Source organism: Microcoleus sp. CAWBG58, from assembly GCF_020883045.1.
In the GTDB taxonomy this organism is placed as follows: Bacteria; Cyanobacteriota; Cyanobacteriia; order Cyanobacteriales; family Microcoleaceae; genus Microcoleus.
Map to the genome: position 1 here is coordinate 1 of NZ_JAHRFA010000098.1, position 23,924 is coordinate 23,924.

A 23,924-nucleotide genomic window follows, 5' to 3' on the forward strand; every position below is an offset into this window, starting at 1 on the left:
CTGACTCTCGCAGAATTTCCGACACATAAAAGCGCAAATCTGGATTGTCGTCAACCACCAAAACCGTGCCAGCTACTGTTTCAGAATTTATCGGTTCTAGAGCCTCAAAGTTATGATTTTCTGCTTCATCTTCCGACAAGTCAGCCTCCACATCTGCCAGTTCCACCGCAGCTTTGGATGCGTGAAACTCGGCGGGGATTTCCAGTACCCGTTCTGGGGGCAAATGAGTCGAACCGAAGTGCAGCCAAATACTAAAAGTAGTACCTTCGCCGTAAACAGAATCGACGGAAATTTGACCGCCGTGGAGTTCGACTAATTCTTTAACAAGTGCCAAACCTAAACCGCTGCCTTCGTAGGAACGGCTGGCCGAACCTTCGGCTTGGTGAAAGCGCTCGAACAAATAGGGAATTTGTTCGGTGCGAATGCCGATGCCGGTGTCTTTTACTTGCAACAAACAGTGAGCGCCCGCTGGTTCAACTGTGAGGGTGATTGTTCCCCCTTCTGGGGTGAATTTGACAGCATTTGATAGCAGGTTGTAAATAACTTTGTCAAATCTTTCAATATCTAAATAAAGTAAAGGACAGTCTTGCAGTTGGGTAATTAAGTGCAGTCCTTTTTTGTCGCAGTAGGCGCGGAAAGACTCTGCCGTAGAGTAACAGAAACCGACTAAATCGCAGGGGCGAAAACTCGGCTGCATCCGTCCCGCATCGAGGCGCTGCAAGTCCAGGAGTTGATTTACCAAGCGCAGGAGGCGGCGGGAATTCCGCAAGGCGATGACGGCTTGTTCGTAGGGTAAGTCTTCTTTGCGGCCGCAAGCTGATTCTAGAGGGCCGATAGTTAGGGTGAGAGGAGTGCGGAATTCGTGGGAGATATTTTGGAAAAATTCGGTTTTGAGCCGATCGGCTTCCAAGAGCCGTTCTGCCTGCTGTCTGGTAGTCTGGTAGAGGCGCGACTGCTGCACCGCCAAAGCAGCTTGAGTTGCAACTATTTGAGCCAAGTCAATGTCTGAGAGGTTCCAGCGGCGGGTGCTGCAATTTTGGCGCAGGGAAATGCTGCCGATGATTTTGCCTTCGGAGATTAAGGGAACGACTAACAGAGCCCTGGCTGGCGATCGCACTTGCAGTTCTGTAACATTTAAATCGGGGCGTTCGCTGAGGTCTTCAATCGCCACCGGCTCTTTTGATACCATGACTTGCAGCAACACCGGATTGCCGCGAATCGGTACCAAAGACTGCGGCAGGGAAGGATGGGCAAAAACCCAGCCCCGAGGGTTCAAAACACCACTCTCAGCATCAGTCTCAGGGCGTGGAGGGTTCGCAATTACCTCTGAATTGCTAAAACCCTGTTTGACAGCCACGGTATCCCTATTTGTGTCGTAGAGGCCAACGCACTGGACATACTCATCATCTTCTGTCCACAAAGATAGGGCGCAGCCGTCAACTTGCAAAGCTTGGCCGAGTTGTTGAGTAATGGCTGCAAAAATATTTTGGGGGTCAAGGCTCGATCGAATTGCCGTAGTAATAGTATTGACTAAGGTCTCGCGCTTTGCCAGCGCCCGCACCTGTTCGTAAGCCCTGGCCTGAGAAAGGGCCAAAGCCGCTTGATCTGCCACCGTAATTACTAACTGTACCTCGTGGTCTTCCCACTGGCGCGGTCGATCGAACTGGTGCAGCGCCAAGACTGCCATCAGTTCCATTTGGTAAAACAGCGGTACGATTAAGCTCGATCGAATATTCGCAGCTTGGTAAGCCTGCAATCGCTGCTCATTGTCCCAGCTTAAAACTCGATCGTCAGTTTGAGCATCTTGAATCACCTCCACATCCAGAGTTTCCCAAACCAAATCCGGCAGCAAATCCGGCGAAAGTCTGGCCGTCGAAGCATCTCGTCTAGCTTCAAAATCGCTCCGCAACCCTTTAGTTTCCGCCTTCTGGTAAACGAACCACTCATCAGCCACCCGGCCGTCTTGGAACGGCCGCAGCAAACAGCAACTCACCTCAAACATCTGCCCGACAGTTTCCACAATTCTTTGCAGCATTTGCTGGTAATTGGGAGCCGATCGAATAGTATTGGTAACGGCATAAAGCAGCGATTCTTGCGAGAGAGCCCTGCGGAGTTCATTAGTGCGGGCTTTCAGGACATTGTGAGTATCAACAGCTTGACTGACAAGAGCTCTGAGTTCTTCAGCATCCCAAGGCTTGGTAACGAATTTGAATACTTTGCCAGCATTAATAGCTTCAACTAAATCTTCAACATCCGTATAGCCAGTTAAAATAATTCGGATCACATCGGGGTATTGAGCCGCAGTCAGGCTGAGAAACTCTGTACCGCTCATTTTTGGCATTCGCTGATCGGAAATAATCACAGCAACCTCTCCCTCTTTTGCCAAAATTTCGAGGGCAGCGGGGCCAGATTCGGCTCTGAGCACTTTATAGTCTCGATGGAATGTGCGGTAAAGCAAGTCGAGGTTATCCGGTTCGTCATCGACGATTAGAAGTTTGAGCTTAGGATTTGATTGGGAATTCATGCACCGTTCTCCTGTGCCCCGGGGCAGTTCGATTTAATAAGTCTGTTGAAAAAAAGAATTCGCAGGTTTCAATTGCACGAGTCATACCATTTGCGATTTGTGATTTTCGATTGGGATGACTTATGGCATAAGAGTTTGGAGTTTGCCTGCAGTTGCATTATTTTTTGAAACTGGTGTCACACAAATTCGTGAATCTGAAGTTGTTGTGAGTGGGTCGAGGCAAGAATCAACCTTGATTTTTAATTTATGGGTTTTCAATTCCGAATTCTTCGATCGCCACAGTTGCCTGTAGTGCACCCCAATTTTATTATTTAATGATATTCACAAGAATCTCGTCTTGCGGGAAGTGTCCTTAACCCCTCACCTCTATGTTGAGCGTGAAAATAGGAATCCGCAACTTTTAACTGCCCTCTGGATATCTCATAATACATAGGAATAATCGTCCCGATCGTGAGTGGATTTGCCTTTCTTTATGTGCTATTATCGCTCATCTTCCTGTTTTATTTGGTGTGTAAAAACTGTCTGTAGCAGAATACAAGAGACAACCAACATCTTCCCCTGTGTTTTTGCTGCCTAGGTGACAGCAACTTTCACATTCTGCCAAGGATATGGCTTTCCTCTCCGGCCCCTGTGTCCCTGACTGATATTCGGGGGGGGGGACAGACAGACAACACAGGCGGGGAAGTGCGAGTGACGCAATTGCTGTACCATTTTAGTGAGACTGGCACTTTTTGGGCAGAGCGCGGCATTTTTTATGCCTCGTCCAGACCAACGCCCAAGGCAATTACTGCGGCGAAACACCGCTATCTCGAGCATCCATCTGTTAATCTTAGCTAGGGATGTACTCTGTGGAAACCGATCGAGCCGCTCGATCGAAGTTTTGAAGCTCTCGATCGCCCGCAGCACAGTATCGCAGCACAATATCGCTGGACAACATCTAGCCCTCCGGCGCAACAGGTAAGGCCTGTTCGCGAGGGGACGGGCTTGCTGATTGCCCAGCACTGCTGAAAGCTGGGTTGTCGGGTTCTGGGACAGGCAGCCAACATCCGACTTGCGATCGCGCCCGCTATTAGTCTAGTAGATAGTTGATATTGTCAATTACGGCTAAACGGATAAATTATATTCGATCGGGTATTTCCGCAAGCAGAGAGCGGTAGGCTTCCGGGAACCAGACGTTAAAACCTTTTTGATTGTTTTTAATAACTTTCCCGCTACCCACAAATCTAGTATAAGGGATGGGTTTTTATTGGAAATAAATCTAGTCTAAAATACTGAATACTTCCAATTTACATTCAAATAATATAGCGGTTATCAGAAAGATTCGCGGACGTTGTTGGGCTTGGGCCCTAAGAGTTTAAGGGTTATATAAGCTGTCAGTTATACCTCATCTTTTTGAGAAAGGCTATAGTTAGAGTAAATTACAAAAAGAATGTGATTGAATCGCATTCATAAATTCTGAGTATAAGTCATACAATTGAACGTCTTAAATTTAAGATTTTAAATTTAAGATTTTCAATTACGAATATCATGATTGGGAGTTAGTATAAAGTTACATTCTTTTTTTTAAAGTGATATTACATTATCACCAGAAGTAAAATTTCTCAGATGGGCAGAGCGGTAACCCGCGTAGAAAAATTAATATAGTGACCTCGAATTGTGAATCCTTCCTTTTTTTCCTCAGCTTCTCACCAACAACAAACTCCCGGACTTTGTGGCTTTTCGATCCGGGTGGCTGCATCGAATGACTTGACGCAGCTAGCGGATATTTTGGCCATGAGCTTTCACTCCCGCGAGGGGTTTGTAGAATGGGTGTATCCAGTGTTGCGTTTAGGCATTTACGAAGATTTAAAAAATCGACTGCGTTTTAAGGCAGAGCACTACATTTGTCTCGTTGCTGAGCTAGTCTCGCGGGAGTCAGGAATGCAGAATTATCGATCGCACCAAACTCAGTCTATAGCAGGAACAATAGAAATGGCTCTGCGTTCTCGATTCCCTTGGCAAATACCCAATTCCGACTATCCTTACTTGTCAAATTTAGCAGTTCACCCGGAGTATCGGCGGCAGGGAGTTGCTCAACAACTGCTCGACAACTGCGAGAATACAGCCCGAGAATGGGGATTTTCGGAGATTTACCTCCACGTTTTGGAAAATAATCACGGGGCGCGACAATTGTACTATCAAGCAGGCTACCGCTTGCAACAGGTGGATTGGCATTGGACTTATTGGCTGTTGGGCCAACCGCGCCGGCTATTTTTACGCAAGCAGATTTCCGTTACATCAACTAAGTATGGGTAGTGTTGCATCAGCGCCTGCTTTTCGCACGCTCAATCGTTATGGAGAAAGAGTTGTATCAATTGCATCATTGAAGAAAGCAGCACTACCCAATTTCTACCTGCTGCTTCACTTCTAGTTGAACTTGAGCCTCAACAAATAGCGATTCCTTGGTAATGAATTTGTTGATCAGGCTTGAGATTGTTCGAGAAATTTTTGTCTCCGAGAGGCGTAAACTGCCAAATCTGTCTCGGTGAATCGGGTTTTTTGCCATGAGGAACGAGACATTAGTCGATCGCACCAAGCTTGAATTTTGGGATATCCGTCTATCGAGACATCAACCCAGGACAGCAAAGGCACGACCGTACCGGCAACGCACTCGGCATATGTTACAGTGTTGCTAGCGAAAAAAGGGCGATCGTCCAACAAACCTTCAAAGAATGTCAGTACAGAATCGACTTTTTCCTTAGCCTTTTCGATTACCTGCGCTTCAGGAATTCCCCAACCCATTCTTTCACTGCTGAGGGGATAAAGTGCCGGCCCAAGTTCGTTAACTGTGACCAATTCTACCATTTTCACAATTGCCAAATCTTTCGGATCTTTCGGCAGCATGGCCGGTTCGGGATACTTCGCTTCTAGATAGTCAAGAATTGCCAGAGATTCGACGACAGTGAAGTCACCATCGACCAAAACAGGGACGCGATGAAAAGGATTCATTGCCACAAATTCAGGTTCCAAGTGATCGCCGTCCAAGTGGATTTCCACCAATTCAAAATCGAGTTTTTTTTCTAAGAGGGCCACCCACACGCGGCTGGAGTTGGTGGAAATGGGAGTATGGTAAAGTTTCATGATGATTGTGGTTATTGAGAGAGTGATGTGTTAAGGATTGAGTTGTCGATCGCGCTGCTGAAAATATTTAGATTTTAGTCAATTTTACACGCACAGGGGGCGATCGTGCTTCTAGCGCGATCGGGCATCATTACCTGTAGTGCGATCGAGCCTGGATAGCATTTGATAACTTACGCTGCTAAACTGGTACAGCACACAGCAGTCGATCGCTTGTCGAGTTTTGAGGATGTATTATGACGGTTAACTACCGAGTTGCAGAGATTTCCGATCTGACGCTGCTTTTAGAACTCGTGCAAGAGTTTCATAAAACAGAAAAACTGGCATTCGATGAAAAAGTCGATCGAGATGTCCTAGCAAATTTTCTGGCAGATCCGTCTTTGGGACAATTGTGGCTGATTCAGCAAGAATATGAGGCGATCGGCTATATTATTTTGACCCTGGGTTACAGTTTAGAATACCGAGGACGGGATGCCTTTATAGACGAGTTTTATATCCGACCCAACTATCGCGGAAAAGGCATTGGAAGTCAGACTTTAGTATTCGTAGAGGATGCCTGCCGAGTTTTGGGAGTCCAAGCACTTCATCTGGAAGTAGATTTTGAAAATCCCGATGCACAGCGTCTTTATCACCGAGTCGGTTATCAACCTCATAACCGTTTTCTGATGACTAAAAATTTTGCAGTCTCTGAAGACAAGGATTTGGGCAATTAAGAATATTCTATCAGTTTTTGCTGAATTCTCTCAAAGTTATTCGAGAGCTTGATTTGAAATTGCTCTGATCCGTTCACAGGCCTCCTCCGCCGTCATCGCCGAGCTAGTTTCCCACTCTGTAAAAGTCTCTTCCAGGGCTTCAGATAGTGCTTTTTCATAAGCCATATCTTCCCGTTCAATCCCACTTAAACTTGCATTAACAAGTCTGTCAAAGGCATTCTTATAAGCTACATAACTCTCGAATTCACCTTTAAGCAGAATCCAAGGTAAAGCGATAGCAAAATAAAAAATCCCCACAAATTTAAGCAACCTCTCTTTAATTCCTTGAGGCGGTTCAATAAAAGCATAGGCAAAAGTTTTGAGTAATTCTTGCGTTTTACCAGGAATTTTTTCCCAACGCTCTTCAATTATTACAGCTAAATTGTTTGCTTTTTGAGCCAGTTCCCAAAACATAGCTTACTATCCTATAAATCACCTCTACAGGTAGTATGAGGGATCGATTTCAGAGTCATCGTCAGAGGTACGTTCGGCACGAATCTCGTCCATAATTTCCTGAAAATCTGGATCGTCTTTAAACACACCCGCAAATTTCATCCAGGTGGGTTCTGAAGCCTGAATCGGTACTTCCCAGGAAATAGCTTCAATATGCTTAAGTCTTTCTAACAATGTGGTTTGAAGTTGGGTAATGGCTTCTTCCCGAGTTGCTGCTTCAACTCGACAGTGCGGAAACTCGAAAACAGAAGCAGAAACCTGTCCTGATGAGAGAGTTTCTAACAGGAGTGTCACTTTCCATTGGCTAGATGGTTGGGATTGCAATACATTTAAGCTTGTTACCATGTTTCAATCACGATTTTTAAGTGCTGTCTTGATTGTATCGCAGAAAAAAATCCCTCACCATTTCCGGCAAGGGGCGATCGCTTTTTTAGAGCTAATTCGTCTTCAGTTGCTCTAATTTTTGTCTAACAAAGAACCATCGCGATCGATTTCTATCTCTATAGTATCTCCTGCCAGTATAAATAGATTACCTGTTCGCTCGTCTAGGTAGATGAAAACAGGGATGGTGAATTTATTGGTTAAGGATTGACATAGTATGACACACTTGATGCTTTGTTCAGCAGTTGGCAGGTTCATTTTAACTCCTATTGTTTTTAACTGGTTAGGTTTTTGGGTATAATCTCGCGTCTGAGCTAGCTTGTAGGGTGCGTCAGACGAAGTGATGGATTAATAATCCAGGGTTTGAACATCTGACGCACCCTACTCTATCGATGGCAGTATTTTGAACATTATTTTCCCAACGGAAAAGGCAAGCCAAAAGTATCAGAAAAATATCGGCATAAATTTGTAAAGAACAAAAAAACCGGGGCGGTTATTCGCCCCGGCGTGGGTGTTTTATGCAATTTTTTCTTTTGTTCCATTATAAAAAGGGTGCTTGGAAATATCAAGATTTCCTGGGCGCTCAATATGTGGAATTATTGAGGAGCGGAATGATAGGAAAAGATTACGTTCCGTTCAACAATTATCAATATAACAGGGCAGGTCCAAAAGCCCGCCCCATCAAACGATCGACTTAATCGACTTAATAATCGAAGTCGCCGCCGCCCATGCCGCCGCCAGCGCCAGCAGGAGCGCCATCCTTCGGTTCAGGCTTGTCAACGACGATACACTCGGTTGTCAGCACCATGCCAGCAATAGATGCGGCATTTTGCAGAGCAGAACGAGTTACCTTCGCAGGGTCAACGATACCAGCTTCAAACATATCGACAAACTCATTTGTCGCTGCGTTGAAACCAACGTTGAACGGCTTTTCTTTGACGCGCTCAGCGATGACAGCGCCATTCAAACCAGCATTTTCAGCAATCCGCTTCAGAGGAGCAGCTAGAGCACGGGCAACAATCAATGCACCGGTCAATTCTTCGCCTTTGAGAGTGCTGTTAGCCCACTCTTCCAATTGAGGAGTTAGGTGAGCCAAAGTTGTACCGCCACCAGGAACGATGCCTTCTTCGACAGCAGCTTTGGTGGCGTTGATCGCATCTTCAAGACGCAGTTTGCGATCCTTCATTTCAGTTTCAGTCGCAGCGCCGACTTTGATCACTGCTACGCCACCAGCCAATTTGGCCAAGCGTTCTTGCAGCTTCTCTTTGTCGTAGGAAGATTCGGTTTCGTCCATTTGACGGCGAATTTGTTCGCAACGAGATTTGACTGCGACTTCATTACCTTCGGCAACAATTGTGGTGCTGTCTTTGGTGATGGTGATGCGGCGGGCTTTGCCGATCATGTCCAGTTTGGTGTTTTCCAGTTTCAAACCAGCGTCTTCGGTGATCAGTTGACCGCCGGTCAATACGGCGATATCTTCTAACATGGCTTTGCGTCGATCGCCAAAACCAGGTGCTTTAACAGCAGTTACATTCAACACACCGCGCAGCTTGTTGACAACGAGGGTAGCTAGTGCTTCTTTCTCAATGTCTTCTGCAATGATCAGCAGCGGGCGGCCGGAACGGGCTACTTGTTCGAGCACTGGTACTAAGTCTTGTACCAAGCCGATTTTCTTGTCTGTCAGCAAGATGAAGGGTTCTTCTAGAATCGCTTCCATCCGTTCGGTGTCGGTGACGAAGTACGGAGAAATGTAGCCTTTGTCGAAGCGCATCCCTTCGGTGATTTCGAGTTCGGTGGTCATAGATTTGCCTTCTTCAAGGGAAATCACGCCTTCCTTGCCCACTTTGTCCATGGCGTTGGCAATCATTTGGCCGACTTCATCGTCGTTACCAGCAGAGATCGATCCGACTTGAGCGATGGATTTGGAATCTTCTACTTGTTTGGCGTGTTCGGCAATCTTTTCTACCAAAAAGCCGGTTGCTTTGTCAACACCGCGCTTGAGGGCGATCGCATTTGCACCAGCAGCTACGTTCCGCAGGCCTTCTTTGACCATTGCGTGAGCCAAAACGGTAGCAGTTGTGGTGCCGTCGCCTGCTGCGTCGTTGGTTTTGGAGGCGGCTTGACGAATTAGAGCAACGCCTGTATTTTCGACGTGATCTTCTAGTTCGATTTCTTTGGCGATGGTTACGCCGTCATTGACGATTTGAGGAGCTCCGAATTTCTTTTCGAGAACGACGTTGCGTCCTTTGGGGCCGAGGGTAACGGCGACTGCTTCGGCGAGAATGTCCATACCGCGTTCGAGGGCGCGACGTGCATTTTCGTTATAGATGATGCGCTTAGCCATAGTTTTTGGGGATGAGAGGGTTTGAGATTTTAGATTGGGGATGGATGGCGAGTCATTTGTCTTGTGTCATTAGTTGTTTGGCGGCGTTCGCTTTAAACTAATGACTGATGACTGATGACTGATGACTAATGATTAATTAGTTGACGATCGCCAAAATATCTTTTTCGGCTAACAAGACGTATTCGTCAGTGCCGAGTTTGATGTCGGTACCGGCATACTTCGAGTAGAGAACTTTGTCGCCGACTTTGACTTCCATTTCAACGCGCTTGCCGTCGTCGTTGCGCTTGCCGGGGCCCACGGCCGCAACTTCGCCTACTTGGGGCTTTTCCTTAGCTGTGTCGGGTAGAAGGATGCCGCCGGCGGTTTTTTCTTCGCTAGCGCTTACTTTCACGAACACGCGCTCGCCTAGCGGTTTAACGGTAGAAACACTCAGTGATACTGCTGCCATAAATAAATCTCCAGATTACAGATCCTAGTCAGTTAGCCGTCAGTGGTCGCGATGAAAGCAACGGCTGACTGCTTACACTGACATATTAGCACTCTCGACTCCTGAGTGCTAATTTAGCTTTAGTAAGGGGCGATCGCAACTTATCTGTCTGTACGGGTTCCCGAACCGAGGATGAGGGTTCAACAGTTGACAGTTGACAGTTGACAGTTGACAGTTGGGAGATTGGAGGAGATTAGGGGAGATTGGGGGAGATTGGGGGAGATTGGGAGAGATTGGGAGAGGGGGAGAGGGGGAGAGGGGTGATGAGTTTCGATCGCTAATTAATTATTATTAACGAATGAATAAAATGTTTGAAAATAAATCTGAAAATAACAACGATGAATCTTGCAGCCAAGGCTTGAGCGCTTGCGTCCAAAGCCTGGGAATAGATCGAATAGAGCGACATATTTTTATCTGTGCCGACCAAACCGTGCCCAAGTGTTGCGATCGAGAAAGCAGTCTGGTGGCTTGGAATTACTTAAAAAAACGCTTGCAAGAATTGGGGTTGGACAAGCCAAAAGCCGATCGGCCAACTTGCATTTTTCGGACTAAAGCTAACTGCCTGCGAGTGTGCGCGTCGGGCCCTATTATGGTAGTCTACCCAGACGGAGTGTGGTACCGCGATGTTACGCCCCCCGTCATCGAGAGAATTATTCAAGAACATCTGATCGGCTCACAGGTGGTTGAAGAATACGCTTTTTTAACTCATCCTTTGCCGGAGCCTGCTGAGGCGAAAGCAGATATTTAACTATAGCGCGGTGAAAAAGCACAGCAGGATAAGTAAGGTGTTAGGTTTAAGACGGTAAAGTAGAGAGCGTGAGCGCGTTGGGCGATCGCACCTGTGGATCGATCGAACAACTGTACTCTCCTGCCTGTTTCTGGTAGTCTTGCTTGTCGCTGTGTGTTTTTTTTAGGAGGTGTATCGAAGCAGTTCGATCGCGTTCTGGCGAGAGTTTACCGAAAAGTTTCTCAGTAGCAGACATCCGGCAGTTTGCCAAACTACACTAGAAATAGTTAAATACGTAAGTAGGGAGCCTGCTTAAATTTCTCTATATCAGAAGTATCATTTAAAACCGGGGCATCAACTTGCAATTGAACCGATCGAGATTAAATATTTAACTTGGGCTCGGGAGCGTGAGTCTTCCATCAATCAAGGCCGATCGTGACAGGCGATCGTCCATTACAGGTTTTGGCTCCGTTCCAGGTCGCAAGACATTCACAAACGGGCATTGAACACTGGTTGGGAAGCGGTAACACCCGCCCCGCTTTCCCCTCACCGCCATCCCTTCACCCCACCGCCGTCCTCAACTCCCAACCAACCGGGCTGACACTGGACTGACGGAAAAAACAGGAGTGAAAAACAAGGAATTGTGCGGGATACTCTAGCGGGAAGAAACATGAAGGACAATAATTCAGGAGAGCAAAAACGGCTGATGCTGGTTGACGACGACCCGAACTTGATCTTGCTAGTCAAGGATTACTTAGAGTTTCGGGGCTACAACGTCATCACAGCAGAAAACGGCAGACACGCTCTAGAAAAACTCGAACAAGAAGTTCCGGATTTGATCATCTGTGATGTGATGATGCCGGAAATGGACGGCTACACTTTAGTCAAACACATCAGAGAAGACCCCCGCACGAACTGGATTCCGGTTCTTTTCTTGTCCGCCAAAGGTCAAAGTTCCGATCGAGTAAAAGGGTTGAGCACTGGAGCTGATGTTTATATAGTTAAGCCTTTTGAACCCGAAGAACTGGTAGCCCAAGTAGAATCTTCTCTAAAAGCAGCGTCCCGCTTGATTCGTCACTCAAATCCAGGTATTGAGAGCGGCCCGAAAATTAAGGCGCGCCGCAATGTCGAATTGACTCCCACTGAGTTAAAGGTGGTACAGTTGCTAGCGCAGGGTATGGCAAACCGCCAGATCGCAGACGTGATGAATGTCAGCCAGCGCACTATAGAGAGCCACGTTAGCAATATGCTGGGCAAAACAGGTCTGCACAACCGGACAGAGCTAGCTCGCTGGGCCCTGGAAAGCAAAAAGGCTTGAGTTTAGGCTCTAGCGCTGTGAAATTAGGGGAGAAAAAGATACTGCAATCCGATTCGGTATGCTTGCTGGGCGATAGGGTGGTTGGCGTGGTAGTTTCGATCCCCATTAAGCTTGACCGAAAAACGAGGCGCAAGCCCCGTCCTTTTAAGGCTGGAGTATAGCCGATTAGCGACTTCAGTCGCCTTGGAGCGAGTGCGCGGCGACCGCCACAGTGGTAAAATCCAGAGGTGAGTAAGAATAACCATCTACGTGTTGAATCAACCTAGTGCGGGGAAATCCCGGCAACCGAGATATCTGGCACGCTAACCCAGAATACTTAAAGGGCAAATAAAGGCAGGTTGAGGAGCGTACCTATCTGGCAAGAGTGATGGACTCGGAAAACAAACAAATAAAAAGTAAGCCCAATAGCCACAAGCTTGAGGGTCTAGAGGGATATTTGAATGTCCCACTGTCGCCCTTTTGGGTGGGCCCGAATCCCCGTCGCTTTAGCCCTGGGGAGGTTCAAACCACAGCCTCTACCGAGTTACTGAGAGTCGGGTTTTTGAAGGTTGGTCGATCGAATCCAAGCACCCCTAAAAGAGCCCTCTGGCGGTAGAGGCAAAAATATGAAATACTGGGGGGATGGAGTTTTCTGAAGTTTAATCTATTGCCTCAGTTAGCTCCATATTGCTAAAATGTGATATTTAGATTAACTTCTTTCTACAATTATTAGGTCTAAGTTCTATGACAAACTTAATGAACCGCCTTTCTATTTTTGTGGACGGGAACAATATGTTCTACGCTCAACAAAAGAACGGCTGGTTTTTTGATCCACGCAGGGTGCTCGAATATTTCAAAACTTCGCAGCCAAATGTCATCTTGATCAATGCTTTCTGGTATACGGGTTTGAAAGACCCGCAAGATCAAAGGGGATTTCGAGATGCTTTGATCAGTCTGGGTTACACGGTTCGCACTAAGATTCTTAAGGAATATTACGATGATGCTTCGGGCCGATATTCTCAAAAGGCTAATTTAGACATAGAAATTGTGGTTGATATGTTTAATACGGTGGATCAGTACGACCAAGTTGTGCTATTTAGCGGGGATGGGGATTTTGAGAGGGCGATCGAGCTACTGCGATCGAAAAATACTCACATTACTGTGGTATCTACCGAAGGAATGATTGCTAGAGAATTGCGAAATGCTACTGATAGGTATATAGACCTAAATGAAATTCGGGAACATATCGAGAAAATGGATTATTAGTCAGTTGACAGTTGACAGTTGACAGTTGACAGTTGACAGTAGTCAGTAGTTATTAGTTAGTAGTTATTAGTCAGCAGTCAGCAGTCAGCAGTTATGGGTTATGGGTTATGGGCGCGAAACACAAGACTGGTGCGATCGCCCAAAAAGGGATACAAGTTTTCGACTCCTGTCGCGAGCAGTCAAAAATTTTAGACCAAAGTTCAAACTCGTAGATGAATCTGAATCTGTGAACTAAATCTAAAATCTAAAATCTAAAATCTAAAATTGATCGACTCACTGGGAACTCGCGTACCCAGAAAAACGGACAAGTAAAAATCAGGACAACACTTTTTTAGAGCTATGAAAACTCAACCAAGTCAAGACCGGATTATTATTTTTGATACGACTTTGCGGGACGGAGAACAATCTCCGGGTGCATCTCTGAATGTGGATGAAAAGCTGACTATTGCCCGTCAGTTAGCGCGATTGGGCGTGGATGTGATTGAAGCGGGTTTCCCTTTCACCAGCACGGGAGATTTCGAGGCAGTCCAAAAAATAGCTCGGAGTGTTGGGACGGAAGATGGGCCGACAATTTGCGGTTTAGCCAGGGCGCGCAAGCCAGATATTAAAACAGCAGCCGAAGCTTTGAAACCAGCCGTAAATTCGCGAATTCATACGTTTCTGGCTACGTCTGATATCCACTTGGAATACAAGCTGAAAAAGACGCGGGCTGAGGTTCTGGAAATTGTGCCGGAAATGGTGGCTTATGCTAAGTCTTTTGTGGATGATGTGGAGTTTTCGCCGGAAGATGCTTGCCGTTCGGAACCGGAGTTTTTGTATCAGGTTCTCGAAAGGGCGATCGCCGCTGGTGCAACTACTGTTAATATTCCCGATACTGTTGGCTACACGACTCCCAGCGAGTTTGGGGCTTTGATTCGGGGAATTAAGGAAAATGTGCCGAATATCGATCGCGCAATCATTTCGGTTCACGGGCACAATGACTTAGGATTGGCGGTTGCTAACTTTTTGGAAGCTGTGAAAAATGGCGCCAGACAGTTGGAATGCACGATTAACGGGATTGGGGAAAGGGCGGGAAATGCGGCTCTGGAAGAGTTGGTAATGGCGCTTTACGTGCGGCGCCAATATTATAATCCGTTCTTGGGGCGGCCTGCGGATTCTGAGGAACCGCTGACGAATATTGACTCGCGCCAAATCTACAAAACTTCGCGCTTGGTTTCCAATTTGACTGGGATGTTGGTGCAGCCAAATAAGGCGATTGTCGGTGCCAATGCTTTCGCCCACGAGTCGGGAATTCACCAAGATGGGGTGCTGAAAAATAAGCTGACATACGAGATTATGGACGCTGAGTCGATCGGCTTAACCGAAAATCAAATTATCTTGGGCAAATTATCCGGGCGCCACGCATTTCAAACTCGCTTGAAAGAGTTGGGTTTTGAAATGGCAGATGATGAGCTAAATAAGGCTTTTGTCAAGTTTAAGGATTTAGCGGACAAGAAAAAAGAGATTACTGATTGGGATTTGGAGGCGATCGCCAACAACGAAGTCCACCAAGCTCCCGAACTGTTCCGGTTAGAATTGGTACAGGTTTCTTGTGGCGACAAATCGCGCCCGACAGCAACCGTCACGGTGCGGAATCCGGCGGGAGAAGAATTGACGGATGCTGCGATCGGCACTGGCCCTGTAGATGCCATTTACAGGGCAATTAACCGCGTGGTAAACGTACCCAACGAGTTGATCGAGTTTTCTGTACAATCGGTAACAGCGGGCATAGATGCGATCGGCGAAGTAACAATCCGCTTGCGACACGAAGGCAAAGTATTTTCCGGCCACTCAGCCAATACTGACATCATCGTCGCCTCCGCAGAAGCATATATCAGCGCCTTAAATCGGTTGTATCAGGCATTGCAGGCTAATCCTGAAAAATCCTCCGAACAGCCAACTGCGATCGCAAATCAAGTTGTCGCAGAAGCACAGCGCTGATAAATTGATTCTCAGCCATCTTCCTTAAAGCAAACCGCAGGCGAACGTCGCTGGAAGCAGATAAATCTCAACTAATCTGCGTTAATCCGCGTTCATCTGCGGTTTCCAATTTTTTTTACCAACAACAAACATTAAAAAAATGCAAGACGAAACTTTAAAAAAAGAGCGGCAATTTCACGATGCTTGGGCATCAACAATCGACGTTGACGGCATTCGAGTCAATGATTACTTTGAAGCTTGCACCGCCCCAGAAAATAGATTTATCCTCAAGCAAATAGGCGATATCACAGGAAAACGCCTGTTAGATTTAGGCTGTGGCGCCGGAGAAAATAGCGTTTATTTTGCGAAGAAAGGTGCTAATTGCGTGGCGGCAGACTATTCTCAGGGCATGGTAGATGTGGCGCTGAAATTGGCAGAAATAAATGGCGTAACAATCGAAGGTTGCACTGTCAATGCAATGGCACTAGATTTCCCTGACAACAGTTTTGATATTGTTTACGCTTCCAATTTGCTGCACCATTTGCCGGAACCAGAAAAGGCGATTCACGAAATGCAGCGCGTGCTGAAACCCGGTGGTAAAGCTTGTTTTTGGGATCCGATGAAGCACAATCCGGTGATTAATGTTTACCGTCGGATGGCGACTGAGGTGCGGACTGAGGATGAAACTCCTTTGGATATTAATATTGTGAAACTTGTCAAGTCTCTGTTTTCCCAGACGGCTTACGATACGTTTTGGCTGACATCGCTGTGGATTTTTTTGCGCTTTTATTTAATCGAAAAAGTGCATCCGAATGAGGAGCGTTATTGGAAGAAGATTATTATTGAACAAGAGAGATTGAAGCCGGAATATTCTCGTTTGGAAGGGTTGGATGGGTGGTTGAAGAAGTTGCCTTTGATGAAGCGGTTGGCTTGGAATTTGGCTGTGGTGGCAACTAAGTAATTAAAAGAAGTAGAATAAGTCAAAGCGTTTAACTCAGAGGCTAATTATGCCAGAAACTATTACTGCTGTCTACGAAAATGGGGTTTTTCGCCCCCTGAGTTCCGTGTCTTTCCAAGATGGGGAAACTGTACAGATTCAACTCTGGCCAGACGATCCAAAAAAGCAGGCAGAATTGGCCATCCAGTTTTTAGTCGATCGAGGATTGGTGATTCCACTACCGAATGCTCCCGATAAAGTCGAGGCTGTCACTGATGAAGATGTGTATGAATTGGCTAAAAGGTTAGGGGCAAAACCGGGCAAGCCTTTATCAGAAATTATTATCGAGGATCGCGGCCCGTGGTAAACATTTATTTTTTGGATAGCAGCGCCCTCATCAAAAGATATATGGTTGAAATTGGCAGCCCTTGGATCAAGACGCTCACGGATTCCGAGACTGGTAACTCGCTGCTGATGGTGCGGATAACGTGGGTGGAAGTTCTTAGTGCTTTTGCGCGCAGACAGCGTGAAGGTAGTATAAATGCTGCGGAAGTTGCTGCACTTATTCAAAATTTTCGTTCTGAATTCAATAGTCGGTATAGAGTTATCGAAGTTGATGAGCGACTGGTTGAAATGGCTGGTGAATTGATTGTTCAATATCCGCTGCGCGCTTACGATGCTGTGCAATTGGCGTCTGCTTTGCGCGTTAAATCTCTTTTAACATCAATGCCAGATACTCAATTAGTTTTTGTTTCGGCGGATAACAGGCTGCTGGATATTGCTCAGTCTGCGGGATTGGCGATCGACAATCCTAATAATTATCCGCAATCAAATGGTTTGTAGTGGGGAATGCGAGTCCTCCGATAGATGCGGAGTGAATCCTCACTACGAGCCTGATGCGGACTGAAGTCCTCACTACGAGCCTTGGAAAGGACTGAAGTCCTCACTAAGAGCCTTGGAAAGGACAAGTCCTCACTACGAACCTTGGAAAGGACTGAAGTCCTCACTACGAACCTTGGAAAGGACTGAAGTCCTCACTACGAACCTTGGAAAGGACTGAAGTCCTCACTACGAACCTATATTGCTGGGTGGTTATCTAGAGGATTTCTTTCAATGTTTTAAGTAATATTTGATTCTGTTCTTCCGTACCTATACTAATTCGCAATTTATCGTCCAATCGCGGCTGATTGAAGTATCGAATCAATATTCCCTGCTGTTTCAGTGTTTGATAAATCCTTTCTGCATCGCCGTTTGGCGGCCTGATTAACAAAAAGTTGGTTTGCGAGGGCCAAACTTCAAAGCCTAATTCCTGGAAACTAACAGCTAGTTGCGCTCTGGAAGCCTTGATTTTTTCAGCGTTGGCTGTTTTGTAGTCTGAATCTGCGATCGCCCCGGCCGCCACCGCATAGGCTATAGCATCCACGTTGTAGCTGTCTTTTATTTTATTTAATTCAGCCAACAGCGCCGGATTTGCGATCGCAAAACCCAATCTCAATCCTGCTAGGGAATAACCTTTGGAAAGCGTTCTCAAAATTATAACATTACTGTACTTTTTTGTCAATTCCAAAGCATTATTTTCGGCAAAATCTACATAGGCTTCATCAATTACCAGAATGCCCGATAACTCTTGAGCCAGTTTCTCCAAATCTGTCACAGATATTGCTGTTCCAGACGGACTGTTCGGCGAAGCTATAAATGTCACAGCACCTTTAGCTGCTATTAGCAAATCTACGGGTAACTTGTAGTCATCGGGATAGGGAACTTGGACAAATTCTGCATCCTGAATTTCTGCCAGCGTGCGGTACAATACATAGGTAGGTGAGGGACAAACAATCTGTTTACCCGATTCGCCCGCCGCGCGAACGATCAAATTTAATAAATCGTCGCTGCCGTTACCTACCGCAATCCAATCGTCAGGAACACCCAAAGCTTTACTAGCGGCGATGCGGAAAGTTTTACCCGTTGGATCTGGATAGCGCCGCAGCATTTCTGGGTCTATTTCCTGAAGCACTTTTAAAGCTTTGGGAGAAGGTGGATAGGGATTTTCATTAGAATTGAGTTTAATAATTTTTGTGCCTAGCGGTGGCTGTTCTCCCGGCACGTAACCAGACATTTCGTGGATACTTTTGCGAAAATAATTCATAATTTATCTGCGTTCACCTGCTTTTATCTGCCTGTCTGCGGTTGCACAAATTATATCAAACTATTAGTGACAATCCGAGTTACACCCAAATCAATTAACTTTTGCATATCTGCGCGATCGTCCACCGTCCACGCTACAATGTCAACTCCTTGATTGCGGGTTTCTGGAATTAGTGCGGGGTTTTCTAGCAAAACACGATACAGGCTGGTAATCAAGTTATCCCGATGGGCGACAGCCTGAGACAATTGAGTTTTATATGCTTCTAAATTAGCAACAATATGTCCGATCGCCAAATCGCCATTCAGCCGCCGCACTTGTCCGAGAAATTTGTCGCTAAACGAGGTAATAACGCATTTTTCTTGAATTCCTGCACGGTGCAAAGTATTGACAAACTCCGCAACTTCTGTATCCGACCATTCGCAGTGCGGCTTGACATCAAAGTAGAGAAATTTGTCAACATTCTTGAGGATAGCTAAGGCTTCTTTGAAGGTAGGAATTTTTTCCCGTGAAAATTCATCGCTAAACCATTTACCAGCATTAAGTTTCTGCAAGTCTGACAGGTTTGTTTCCCTGACTTTACCGGAAACTCCGGTGATTCTATCCAGCGTGGCGTCGTGGAAAACCACGGGCACGCCGTCAGCCGATAGCTGGATGTCAAACTCGATCGAATCGGCTCCACGGGCGATCGCCAGTTCAAAAGCTGCTAAAGTGTTCTCAGGGGCGATCGACGAAAATCCCCGATGTGCAATAATTTCTAAATTCATGCTTGGTAGTAAGGACTTTAGTCCTAGTTTGTAGTAAGGACTTTAGTCCTAGTTTGTAGTAAGGACTTTAGTCCTTTGTGCAAGTCTTAAGAAGGACTAAAGTCCAGTTTGTAGTAAGGACTTCAGTCCTTTTTATTTTGTCTGAAGAAGGACTAAAGTCCTCACTACGAACCTGAAGGACTAAAGTCCTCACTACGAACAGCTATCTAAAAATTTTGCCACAGTTTGATTAAAAGTTTCCGGTTGAGTCAAAAAACACCAATGATTCCCCGGTACTTTGGCAATTGTTAGATTTTGCAAGTATGTTTTGTAGGGCTGCATTTGCCAATCCATGCGATTTACGCCTGTTTCCGGCTGTACGAACAAAGTAGGAATATCTATATTTTCCGTTAAACCGGCAACTTCCATTACTTCTGCAAAAATCTGATTTCTGGCGGAAATCACAAATTTACTTCCCCAACTTCCGTCAGATTTTTGTTCGATTTGGTTTTGGAAGATCATTTGTTGCACTTCACTCCAGCCTGCGTATTCTCCCGATTGTTTGGCGGCTGCTTCGGCTTGGGCTAAAGTTGCAAACGGGCCCATACATTTGAGACAGTCTAATTTGCGGTAAACTATTGGTAGACTGAGTTTCATCACAGCGGGCAGCTTGGTGATGAAGATTGGGTCTACTAAAATCATACTCGAAATGCGATCGCCATTCTGCCGCGCCCAAATTAATGCTAGTTTTCCAGTCCAAGAATGTCCGAGAATGTGGGCATTTTGCCAGTTGAGGTGTGCCATCAAAGCTTCCAAATCTGCGATCGCCCTTGAAAAAGTATAACCCGTTTCCGGTTTGCTACTCTCTCCGTGGCCGCGCATATCCGGCGCTACAACATGATAGCGGTTGGACAAGTAATTACCCAAACCAGTCCAAACCACTGCACTATCTGCTAAACCGTGCAATAACAGCAAACGCGGAACTTTTTCTGTCCCTGTTTGTGAGTTCCATTCTAGATAAGAAAGTTCGATATCTGGTAATTTTAAACTGTGGCGTGCAGGCATATAGAAAAAGTTTGACTAATTTCAGGAATACGCAAAAGGTTTGTAGTGAGGACTTTAGTCCGCATCCAAAGGTTTGTAGTGAGGACTTTAGTCCGCATCCAAAAGTTTGTAGTGAGGACTTTAGTCCGCATCCATTAACTAGGACTTGCATTCGTCACCAAAAAACTTGTTAGCAAACCAATGACTCGGAGGAATCTTGTTTCTGATATATAGCCTTTAGAGCGAAAGATGAGGTATGACTGTAAATAGATTTTTTGAGGCGACCTTGCTTACTATATAATAAATATAACAGAGCTAAAGCATAAGAGGGCTAAAGCCCAACAACGTACCTCACATTTCTAGGTAGAGGTCGCTCTAAAATTCTTAACTGTCAACTTTTGAAGACTCCTGCAAGGACTGCGATACCAAACACAATCATCACCCTAAATTTTACCTTTTAAACTCAACAAAATAAACTGAGTTTTTTGAGCCTCCTCAAAATTATCATCGCTCACCAAAACCACACTTTGGCTGCCATCTGGCAAACGCGGGCCGAGAGTCATTCCCTCTAAATTGTACAGCGGAATGCCCAATTCACCCAAGTCCAAAAGCAACTTTTTCCTCACAGGTTCGACCATGGCAATTTGCCCTTTCAAACTCTCGATTCTCGAAGTATCCGTCGCCGCCCCAACCGCTACTTGATAAATTCTAGCGCTGTATCCCGATATCCCAAAAGAACGCTCTAAACTCAGAAATTGACCGCCACCGACAGTTACCAATTCTGTTAGCCCGTTCAAAACAGTCATCGGCACTTCGTCTGTCTTGTAAAGATTCTCTGAGACTAATTGTGGTGTTTTATCGACGATGATATAATGTAAAAGACGGACTTTGTTTGCTTTGTCTGGGTCTAAATCTTGAATTAACGGCGCTGCTGTGGCTGTAAACAACCTAAACGGATCGAGACCGCCAGGACTAAAGGTTTCTGGGTCGATGCTTAAGGATTCAAAACCTAAACTTTTCTGGACTCCTTGCTGTTGTTTTTCATCGTTGGTATCGGGGATGTAGCGCTTCGGAATTGGCAAATTTCCTCGCAATTTCCCGGTGGTGAGGTCAAATTCTCCGACAAAAGGAGGGCTGCTTTCGCTGGCGACAAATACTGAATTCCGTGGAGACAGGGCGATACCTTCGGGATTGATGGAACCCCAAAGAAAGGTTTCACCATCCCCTTTTTTGAGGGATGTAACGCCTTCAATAGAAACTTTTTCGAGGCTGATATTGGCTGGATCGCTGGATTTAAGATCGAGTCGGAGACTGTAAAATCTGGCTTCTCCGTTTTCGCTTTTGTCGTCGGAAAGGGCGTAAAAACGATAAGCCTTGGAAGTGACACCACTAATACCTTTGGCGTCGTAGGTGATTCCTGATAAACCGCCGACTGGCGATCCTTCAAAGTTGATTTTTGGCAATTGGTACTCGCCCAAAAAGCCTAGGGATATTTCTGGAAAAGAGCGATCTCTAGCAACAGCGGGAGGGGCGGCGCAAGCTGTGCATACAGTTAGGAAAATTAGAGCTAAACTGAATAGGCGCAAAATGCGATCGCCCAAAGCCTGCAAATCCCAATAATTGCTCAGTGCGGTAAATTGTATTTTGTTGCTCTTGTTGAACAGTTGGCTGGTGTGCCATCTTTGTGACATAATTTATACCGTTTTGTTAAATATGCAAAACTTGATGTTTCGAGCAGGGCTGCCGAATGGTGGCAATTATATTTCTTTTATGAGAAATTCTGTGCCATTTGGGTGCTTGCTTTGGTTGTGGCTGTGTGCTGGTTCGATCGCTAGCGCCCAAACTAATCCACCACCCCTCGATCAATTTTCTCCTAATCCTCTAGAACTTACCACACCCGATCCCCTAAAACCCGCTACTGAATCTTTGAGTAGCACTCAGCGGGAGGAGCTGAGTGCGGCCTTGGAAAAGCTAAGCTTAGAAGCAGCGGCTAAACTGGAAGCTGGAGATGGGGCTGGTGCTTTTGATATTTGGTTTCGAGAATTGCGACTGCGCCGATATCTTGGCCCGGCGGCGGAAATTGCTGCTTTGAGTCGGGTGGGAAGTGTTGCTTGGAGTAGCAATAAAAACCTGGAACTTCAGCTTATTACTAAACGGCTGCAAGCAATTCACAAACAAGTTAAATCGCAAGTGCCGGTAAATACTGAGTTGCTCCCGGCTTTAGCTGCGGCTTTTGGGCAGGTGCGCGCTAAAGGCCCGACTGTAGAAGTTTACCAACAAATCCTGGAAAATGCGCGCCAAAATCAAGATATATTGGCTCAGGGTCAGATTTTAAAGACGATCGCACTTATTCACGTCAATTGGCTGAGTTACGATAAAGCGGCTGCGGTGTATGAGGAATTGGCAACTTTAATTCAGGAAAACCGCGCTTTATTTGCGGCTAATGCTGCTGTACCAGTTACTGCTGTAACGGCGGGAAATGGCGCGCCACCACAGCCCGTAACTGCTCCGACAGAGGTAGATACTCTGAGACAGTTAGCCTACGTTTACCAACAGTCGAAACAGCCCCTAAAGGCGATCGCAGCTAGGGAAAAATTGACCTCAGTGTATGTCAACCTGCAAAATCCGGCTGCGATACCACCGCTCAAAATTGCGATCGGCACCGATTACCAAACTATAGGTCAAATCAACCTAGCAGCTCAATATTATCAGGAAGCATACAATTTAGCCGTCCCGATTCAACAGTACGCCCAAGCTAGCGAAGCTTTGGATAAATTAGCACTGCTTTATCGATCGCAAAAACAGCTAGAACCGACTGTGCGAATCTATCAAATGCAGTTACTTTTGGAAGAACGGGCTTACAACTGGTACGGATTGATGAATGCTTACGACAATCTCGGTCAAGTTTATCAGGAAATGAAGGATTACAAGAAAGCTTTAGAAGCTTATCAGAAGGGGTTGGAAGTGGCTAAAAGATTGGGACACAGAAAAGAGTATTTTGACAAGAAGATTATCAAGGTTAACAAGCAATTGCAACGGACTTCGTAGTTGTCCGCAGACAATCATGCCAAGGAATGAGAATTATAGCGGTTGTCACAAAGATGAGGTACGTTGTTGGGCTTCAGCCCTCTTGGTTTAAGTGGTTATATAAGCTGTCATTTATACCTCATCTTTTTGAGAAAGGCTATAAATCAATACGGTTTACTTAACACTTTTTGGGGAAGTTCATCTGACGATTTTATAGGCAGTACAGGATTTTTTGGCAAGTCAGATCCTTCTTAAGTCAACCGTATTGGGCTATAAATAACTTACAATTTGATGGTTCTAGTGGAATGGGCGTCCCGCCCGTCCTTTCTGAACGGGCGGGACGCCCATTCCACAAGCTTATGTAATACCATTTATCTAAAATTGTGCAACACTCGAAGACCCGCCTAGCCAGGGCGGGCACGGGGGCACCGCCCCTACAAGGGGGGAACAAGAATGCTGTTATTTCGTTGAAAATTGGTATAAATTATTTAATTTCCGATCCTAATTTGTGATGCGAGTAATTGAAACGCGATCGGGTGCTTATTGTGCACCCTAGGAAGATACTGCGGACTGGTAAGTTTCTCGCGAAATAGAATAATATAGCAATCCTAAATCATTTTCTATGTATCGGTAGTATAGGTGTACTGATTGATTTTGGGGAAATTAAATTTATGTTCCTTGGTGAAAAACTCAAACAAAAATTTGACGATTTTAAAAGACTTA

At 45.8% G+C, this 23,924-nt stretch carries 23 protein-coding genes; 11 read left to right on the forward strand and 12 right to left on the reverse strand.

Annotated features, from left to right (window positions below; genetic code table 11):
• Positions 1–2,524 (reverse strand): GAF domain-containing protein (locus QZ918_RS28700; protein WP_293341376.1); only part of this gene is annotated, 2,524 nt, incomplete at its 3' end.
• Positions 2,525–3,154: 630 nt separating this feature from the next.
• Between QZ918_RS28700 and QZ918_RS28705 the strand changes: the two genes are divergently transcribed.
• Positions 3,155–3,361: a hypothetical protein gene (locus QZ918_RS28705; RefSeq protein ID WP_293341379.1), complete on the forward strand. Its 207-nt coding sequence runs from the start codon at positions 3,155–3,157 to the stop codon at positions 3,359–3,361.
• Positions 3,362–4,180: 819 nt separating this feature from the next.
• On the forward strand, positions 4,181–4,819 hold the full coding sequence (locus QZ918_RS28710; protein ID WP_293341382.1) for a GNAT family N-acetyltransferase: 639 nt from the start codon (positions 4,181–4,183) through the stop codon (positions 4,817–4,819).
• Positions 4,820–4,984: 165 nt separating this feature from the next.
• Here the strand turns inward: QZ918_RS28710 and QZ918_RS28715 are convergent, their stop codons facing one another.
• Entirely contained in the window at positions 4,985–5,644 is a 660-nt protein-coding gene (locus QZ918_RS28715) for a glutathione S-transferase family protein (RefSeq protein WP_293341384.1), read from the reverse strand.
• Between the two features lie 233 nt (positions 5,645–5,877).
• Between QZ918_RS28715 and QZ918_RS28720 the strand changes: the two genes are divergently transcribed.
• A complete protein-coding gene (locus tag QZ918_RS28720) occupies positions 5,878–6,354 on the forward strand; it encodes a GNAT family N-acetyltransferase (protein ID WP_293341387.1) in 477 nt (158 codons plus the stop codon).
• A 36-nt stretch (positions 6,355–6,390) separates the two neighbouring features.
• Here QZ918_RS28720 and QZ918_RS28725 read toward each other — a convergent pair whose 3' ends face one another.
• From QZ918_RS28725 to groES, 5 genes are all read right to left on the reverse strand, one after another.
• The gene (locus QZ918_RS28725) at positions 6,391–6,807 is read right to left on the reverse strand and encodes a hypothetical protein (protein ID WP_293341390.1); all 417 of its coding nucleotides are present in this window, start codon (positions 6,805–6,807) and stop codon (positions 6,391–6,393) included.
• Between the two features lie 24 nt (positions 6,808–6,831).
• Positions 6,832–7,191: a hypothetical protein gene (locus QZ918_RS28730; RefSeq protein WP_293341392.1), complete on the reverse strand. Its 360-nt coding sequence runs from the start codon at positions 7,189–7,191 to the stop codon at positions 6,832–6,834.
• 111 nt (positions 7,192–7,302) lie between these two features.
• On the reverse strand, positions 7,303–7,485 hold the full coding sequence (locus tag QZ918_RS28735; protein WP_293341395.1) for a DUF6888 family protein: 183 nt from the start codon (positions 7,483–7,485) through the stop codon (positions 7,303–7,305).
• Positions 7,486–7,930: 445 nt separating this feature from the next.
• Positions 7,931–9,571: a chaperonin GroEL gene (gene groL / locus QZ918_RS28740; protein ID WP_293341398.1), complete on the reverse strand. Its 1,641-nt coding sequence runs from the start codon at positions 9,569–9,571 to the stop codon at positions 7,931–7,933.
• 136 nt (positions 9,572–9,707) lie between these two features.
• Positions 9,708–10,019, reverse strand: a complete 312-nt coding sequence (groES, locus tag QZ918_RS28745; protein WP_194008182.1) for a co-chaperone GroES — start codon at positions 10,017–10,019, stop codon at positions 9,708–9,710.
• Between the two features lie 346 nt (positions 10,020–10,365).
• Here groES and QZ918_RS28750 point away from each other — a divergent pair, with 346 nt between their 5' ends.
• Complete coding sequence (locus QZ918_RS28750) at positions 10,366–10,806, forward strand: (2Fe-2S) ferredoxin domain-containing protein (RefSeq protein ID WP_293341401.1); 441 nt, start codon at positions 10,366–10,368, stop codon at positions 10,804–10,806.
• Between the two features lie 46 nt (positions 10,807–10,852).
• On the opposite strand, the gene QZ918_RS28755 is transcribed toward QZ918_RS28750, so the two are convergent.
• A complete protein-coding gene (locus QZ918_RS28755) occupies positions 10,853–11,041 on the reverse strand; it encodes a hypothetical protein (protein ID WP_293341404.1) in 189 nt (62 codons plus the stop codon).
• Positions 11,042–11,455: 414 nt separating this feature from the next.
• Between QZ918_RS28755 and QZ918_RS28760 the strand changes: the two genes are divergently transcribed.
• The 6 genes from QZ918_RS28760 to QZ918_RS28785 all read left to right on the forward strand — a co-directional run bounded on the left by QZ918_RS28760 (position 11,456) and on the right by QZ918_RS28785 (position 17,087).
• Positions 11,456–12,103 carry a response regulator transcription factor gene (locus tag QZ918_RS28760; protein ID WP_293248611.1) on the forward strand — a complete coding sequence of 216 codons (648 nt, stop codon included), beginning with the start codon at positions 11,456–11,458 and terminating at the stop codon, positions 12,101–12,103.
• A 723-nt stretch (positions 12,104–12,826) separates the two neighbouring features.
• Positions 12,827–13,348 carry a LabA-like NYN domain-containing protein gene (locus QZ918_RS28765; protein WP_006633075.1) on the forward strand — a complete coding sequence of 174 codons (522 nt, stop codon included), beginning with the start codon at positions 12,827–12,829 and terminating at the stop codon, positions 13,346–13,348.
• 339 nt (positions 13,349–13,687) lie between these two features.
• A complete protein-coding gene (locus tag QZ918_RS28770; RefSeq protein WP_293341406.1) occupies positions 13,688–15,328 on the forward strand; it encodes a 2-isopropylmalate synthase in 1,641 nt (546 codons plus the stop codon).
• Positions 15,329–15,467: 139 nt separating this feature from the next.
• Positions 15,468–16,268: a class I SAM-dependent methyltransferase gene (locus QZ918_RS28775; protein WP_293341409.1), complete on the forward strand. Its 801-nt coding sequence runs from the start codon at positions 15,468–15,470 to the stop codon at positions 16,266–16,268.
• A 46-nt stretch (positions 16,269–16,314) separates the two neighbouring features.
• Positions 16,315–16,611 carry an antitoxin family protein gene (locus tag QZ918_RS28780; protein ID WP_293341412.1) on the forward strand — a complete coding sequence of 99 codons (297 nt, stop codon included), beginning with the start codon at positions 16,315–16,317 and terminating at the stop codon, positions 16,609–16,611.
• Positions 16,605–17,087, forward strand: a complete 483-nt coding sequence (locus QZ918_RS28785) for a type II toxin-antitoxin system VapC family toxin (RefSeq protein WP_293341415.1) — start codon at positions 16,605–16,607, stop codon at positions 17,085–17,087. The genes QZ918_RS28780 and QZ918_RS28785 overlap by 7 nt, the downstream gene beginning before the upstream one ends.
• Positions 17,088–17,340: 253 nt before the next feature.
• Here QZ918_RS28785 and hisC read toward each other — a convergent pair whose 3' ends face one another.
• The 4 genes from hisC to QZ918_RS28805 form a co-directional block, all read right to left on the reverse strand.
• Complete coding sequence (hisC, locus tag QZ918_RS28790) at positions 17,341–18,387, reverse strand: histidinol-phosphate transaminase (RefSeq protein WP_293341418.1); 1,047 nt, start codon at positions 18,385–18,387, stop codon at positions 17,341–17,343.
• A gap of 50 nt (positions 18,388–18,437) precedes the next feature.
• A complete protein-coding gene (locus tag QZ918_RS28795; protein ID WP_293341421.1) occupies positions 18,438–19,151 on the reverse strand; it encodes a glycerophosphodiester phosphodiesterase in 714 nt (237 codons plus the stop codon).
• A gap of 192 nt (positions 19,152–19,343) precedes the next feature.
• Positions 19,344–20,195, reverse strand: a complete 852-nt coding sequence (locus tag QZ918_RS28800; RefSeq protein WP_293341424.1) for an alpha/beta fold hydrolase — start codon at positions 20,193–20,195, stop codon at positions 19,344–19,346.
• Between the two features lie 422 nt (positions 20,196–20,617).
• On the reverse strand, positions 20,618–21,865 hold the full coding sequence (locus QZ918_RS28805) for an esterase-like activity of phytase family protein (RefSeq protein ID WP_293341427.1): 1,248 nt from the start codon (positions 21,863–21,865) through the stop codon (positions 20,618–20,620).
• 22 nt (positions 21,866–21,887) lie between these two features.
• On the opposite strand from QZ918_RS28805, the gene QZ918_RS28810 reads away from it, so the two are divergent.
• A complete protein-coding gene (locus QZ918_RS28810; RefSeq protein WP_293341430.1) occupies positions 21,888–23,222 on the forward strand; it encodes a tetratricopeptide repeat protein in 1,335 nt (444 codons plus the stop codon).
• Positions 23,223–23,924 lie beyond the last annotated feature (702 nt).

Bases quoted from the DNA above. Each gene is read 5' to 3' on its own strand.
- groES (WP_194008182.1), bottom strand. From the start codon at position 10,019: ATGGCAGCAGTATCACTGAGTGTTTCTACCGTTAAACCGCTAGGCGAG.
- QZ918_RS28735 (WP_293341395.1), bottom strand. From the start codon at position 7,485: ATGAACCTGCCAACTGCTGAACAAAGCATCAAGTGTGTCATACTATGT.
- QZ918_RS28770 (WP_293341406.1), top strand. From the start codon at position 13,688: ATGAAAACTCAACCAAGTCAAGACCGGATTATTATTTTTGATACGACT.
- QZ918_RS28805 (WP_293341427.1), bottom strand. From the start codon at position 21,865: ATGTCACAAAGATGGCACACCAGCCAACTGTTCAACAAGAGCAACAAA.
- QZ918_RS28810 (WP_293341430.1), top strand. From the start codon at position 21,888: ATGCAAAACTTGATGTTTCGAGCAGGGCTGCCGAATGGTGGCAATTAT.
- QZ918_RS28730 (WP_293341392.1), bottom strand. From the start codon at position 7,191: ATGGTAACAAGCTTAAATGTATTGCAATCCCAACCATCTAGCCAATGG.
- QZ918_RS28795 (WP_293341421.1), bottom strand. From the start codon at position 19,151: ATGAATTTAGAAATTATTGCACATCGGGGATTTTCGTCGATCGCCCCT.
- QZ918_RS28725 (WP_293341390.1), bottom strand. From the start codon at position 6,807: ATGTTTTGGGAACTGGCTCAAAAAGCAAACAATTTAGCTGTAATAATT.
- QZ918_RS28760 (WP_293248611.1), top strand. From the start codon at position 11,456: ATGAAGGACAATAATTCAGGAGAGCAAAAACGGCTGATGCTGGTTGAC.
- hisC (WP_293341418.1), bottom strand. From the start codon at position 18,387: ATGAATTATTTTCGCAAAAGTATCCACGAAATGTCTGGTTACGTGCCG.
- QZ918_RS28715 (WP_293341384.1), bottom strand. From the start codon at position 5,644: ATGAAACTTTACCATACTCCCATTTCCACCAACTCCAGCCGCGTGTGG.
- groL (WP_293341398.1), bottom strand. From the start codon at position 9,571: ATGGCTAAGCGCATCATCTATAACGAAAATGCACGTCGCGCCCTCGAA.
- QZ918_RS28765 (WP_006633075.1), top strand. From the start codon at position 12,827: ATGACAAACTTAATGAACCGCCTTTCTATTTTTGTGGACGGGAACAAT.
- QZ918_RS28750 (WP_293341401.1), top strand. From the start codon at position 10,366: ATGTTTGAAAATAAATCTGAAAATAACAACGATGAATCTTGCAGCCAA.
- QZ918_RS28720 (WP_293341387.1), top strand. From the start codon at position 5,878: ATGACGGTTAACTACCGAGTTGCAGAGATTTCCGATCTGACGCTGCTT.
- QZ918_RS28755 (WP_293341404.1), bottom strand. From the start codon at position 11,041: ATGTCTGCTACTGAGAAACTTTTCGGTAAACTCTCGCCAGAACGCGAT.
- QZ918_RS28780 (WP_293341412.1), top strand. From the start codon at position 16,315: ATGCCAGAAACTATTACTGCTGTCTACGAAAATGGGGTTTTTCGCCCC.
- QZ918_RS28775 (WP_293341409.1), top strand. From the start codon at position 15,468: ATGCAAGACGAAACTTTAAAAAAAGAGCGGCAATTTCACGATGCTTGG.
- QZ918_RS28800 (WP_293341424.1), bottom strand. From the start codon at position 20,195: ATGCCTGCACGCCACAGTTTAAAATTACCAGATATCGAACTTTCTTAT.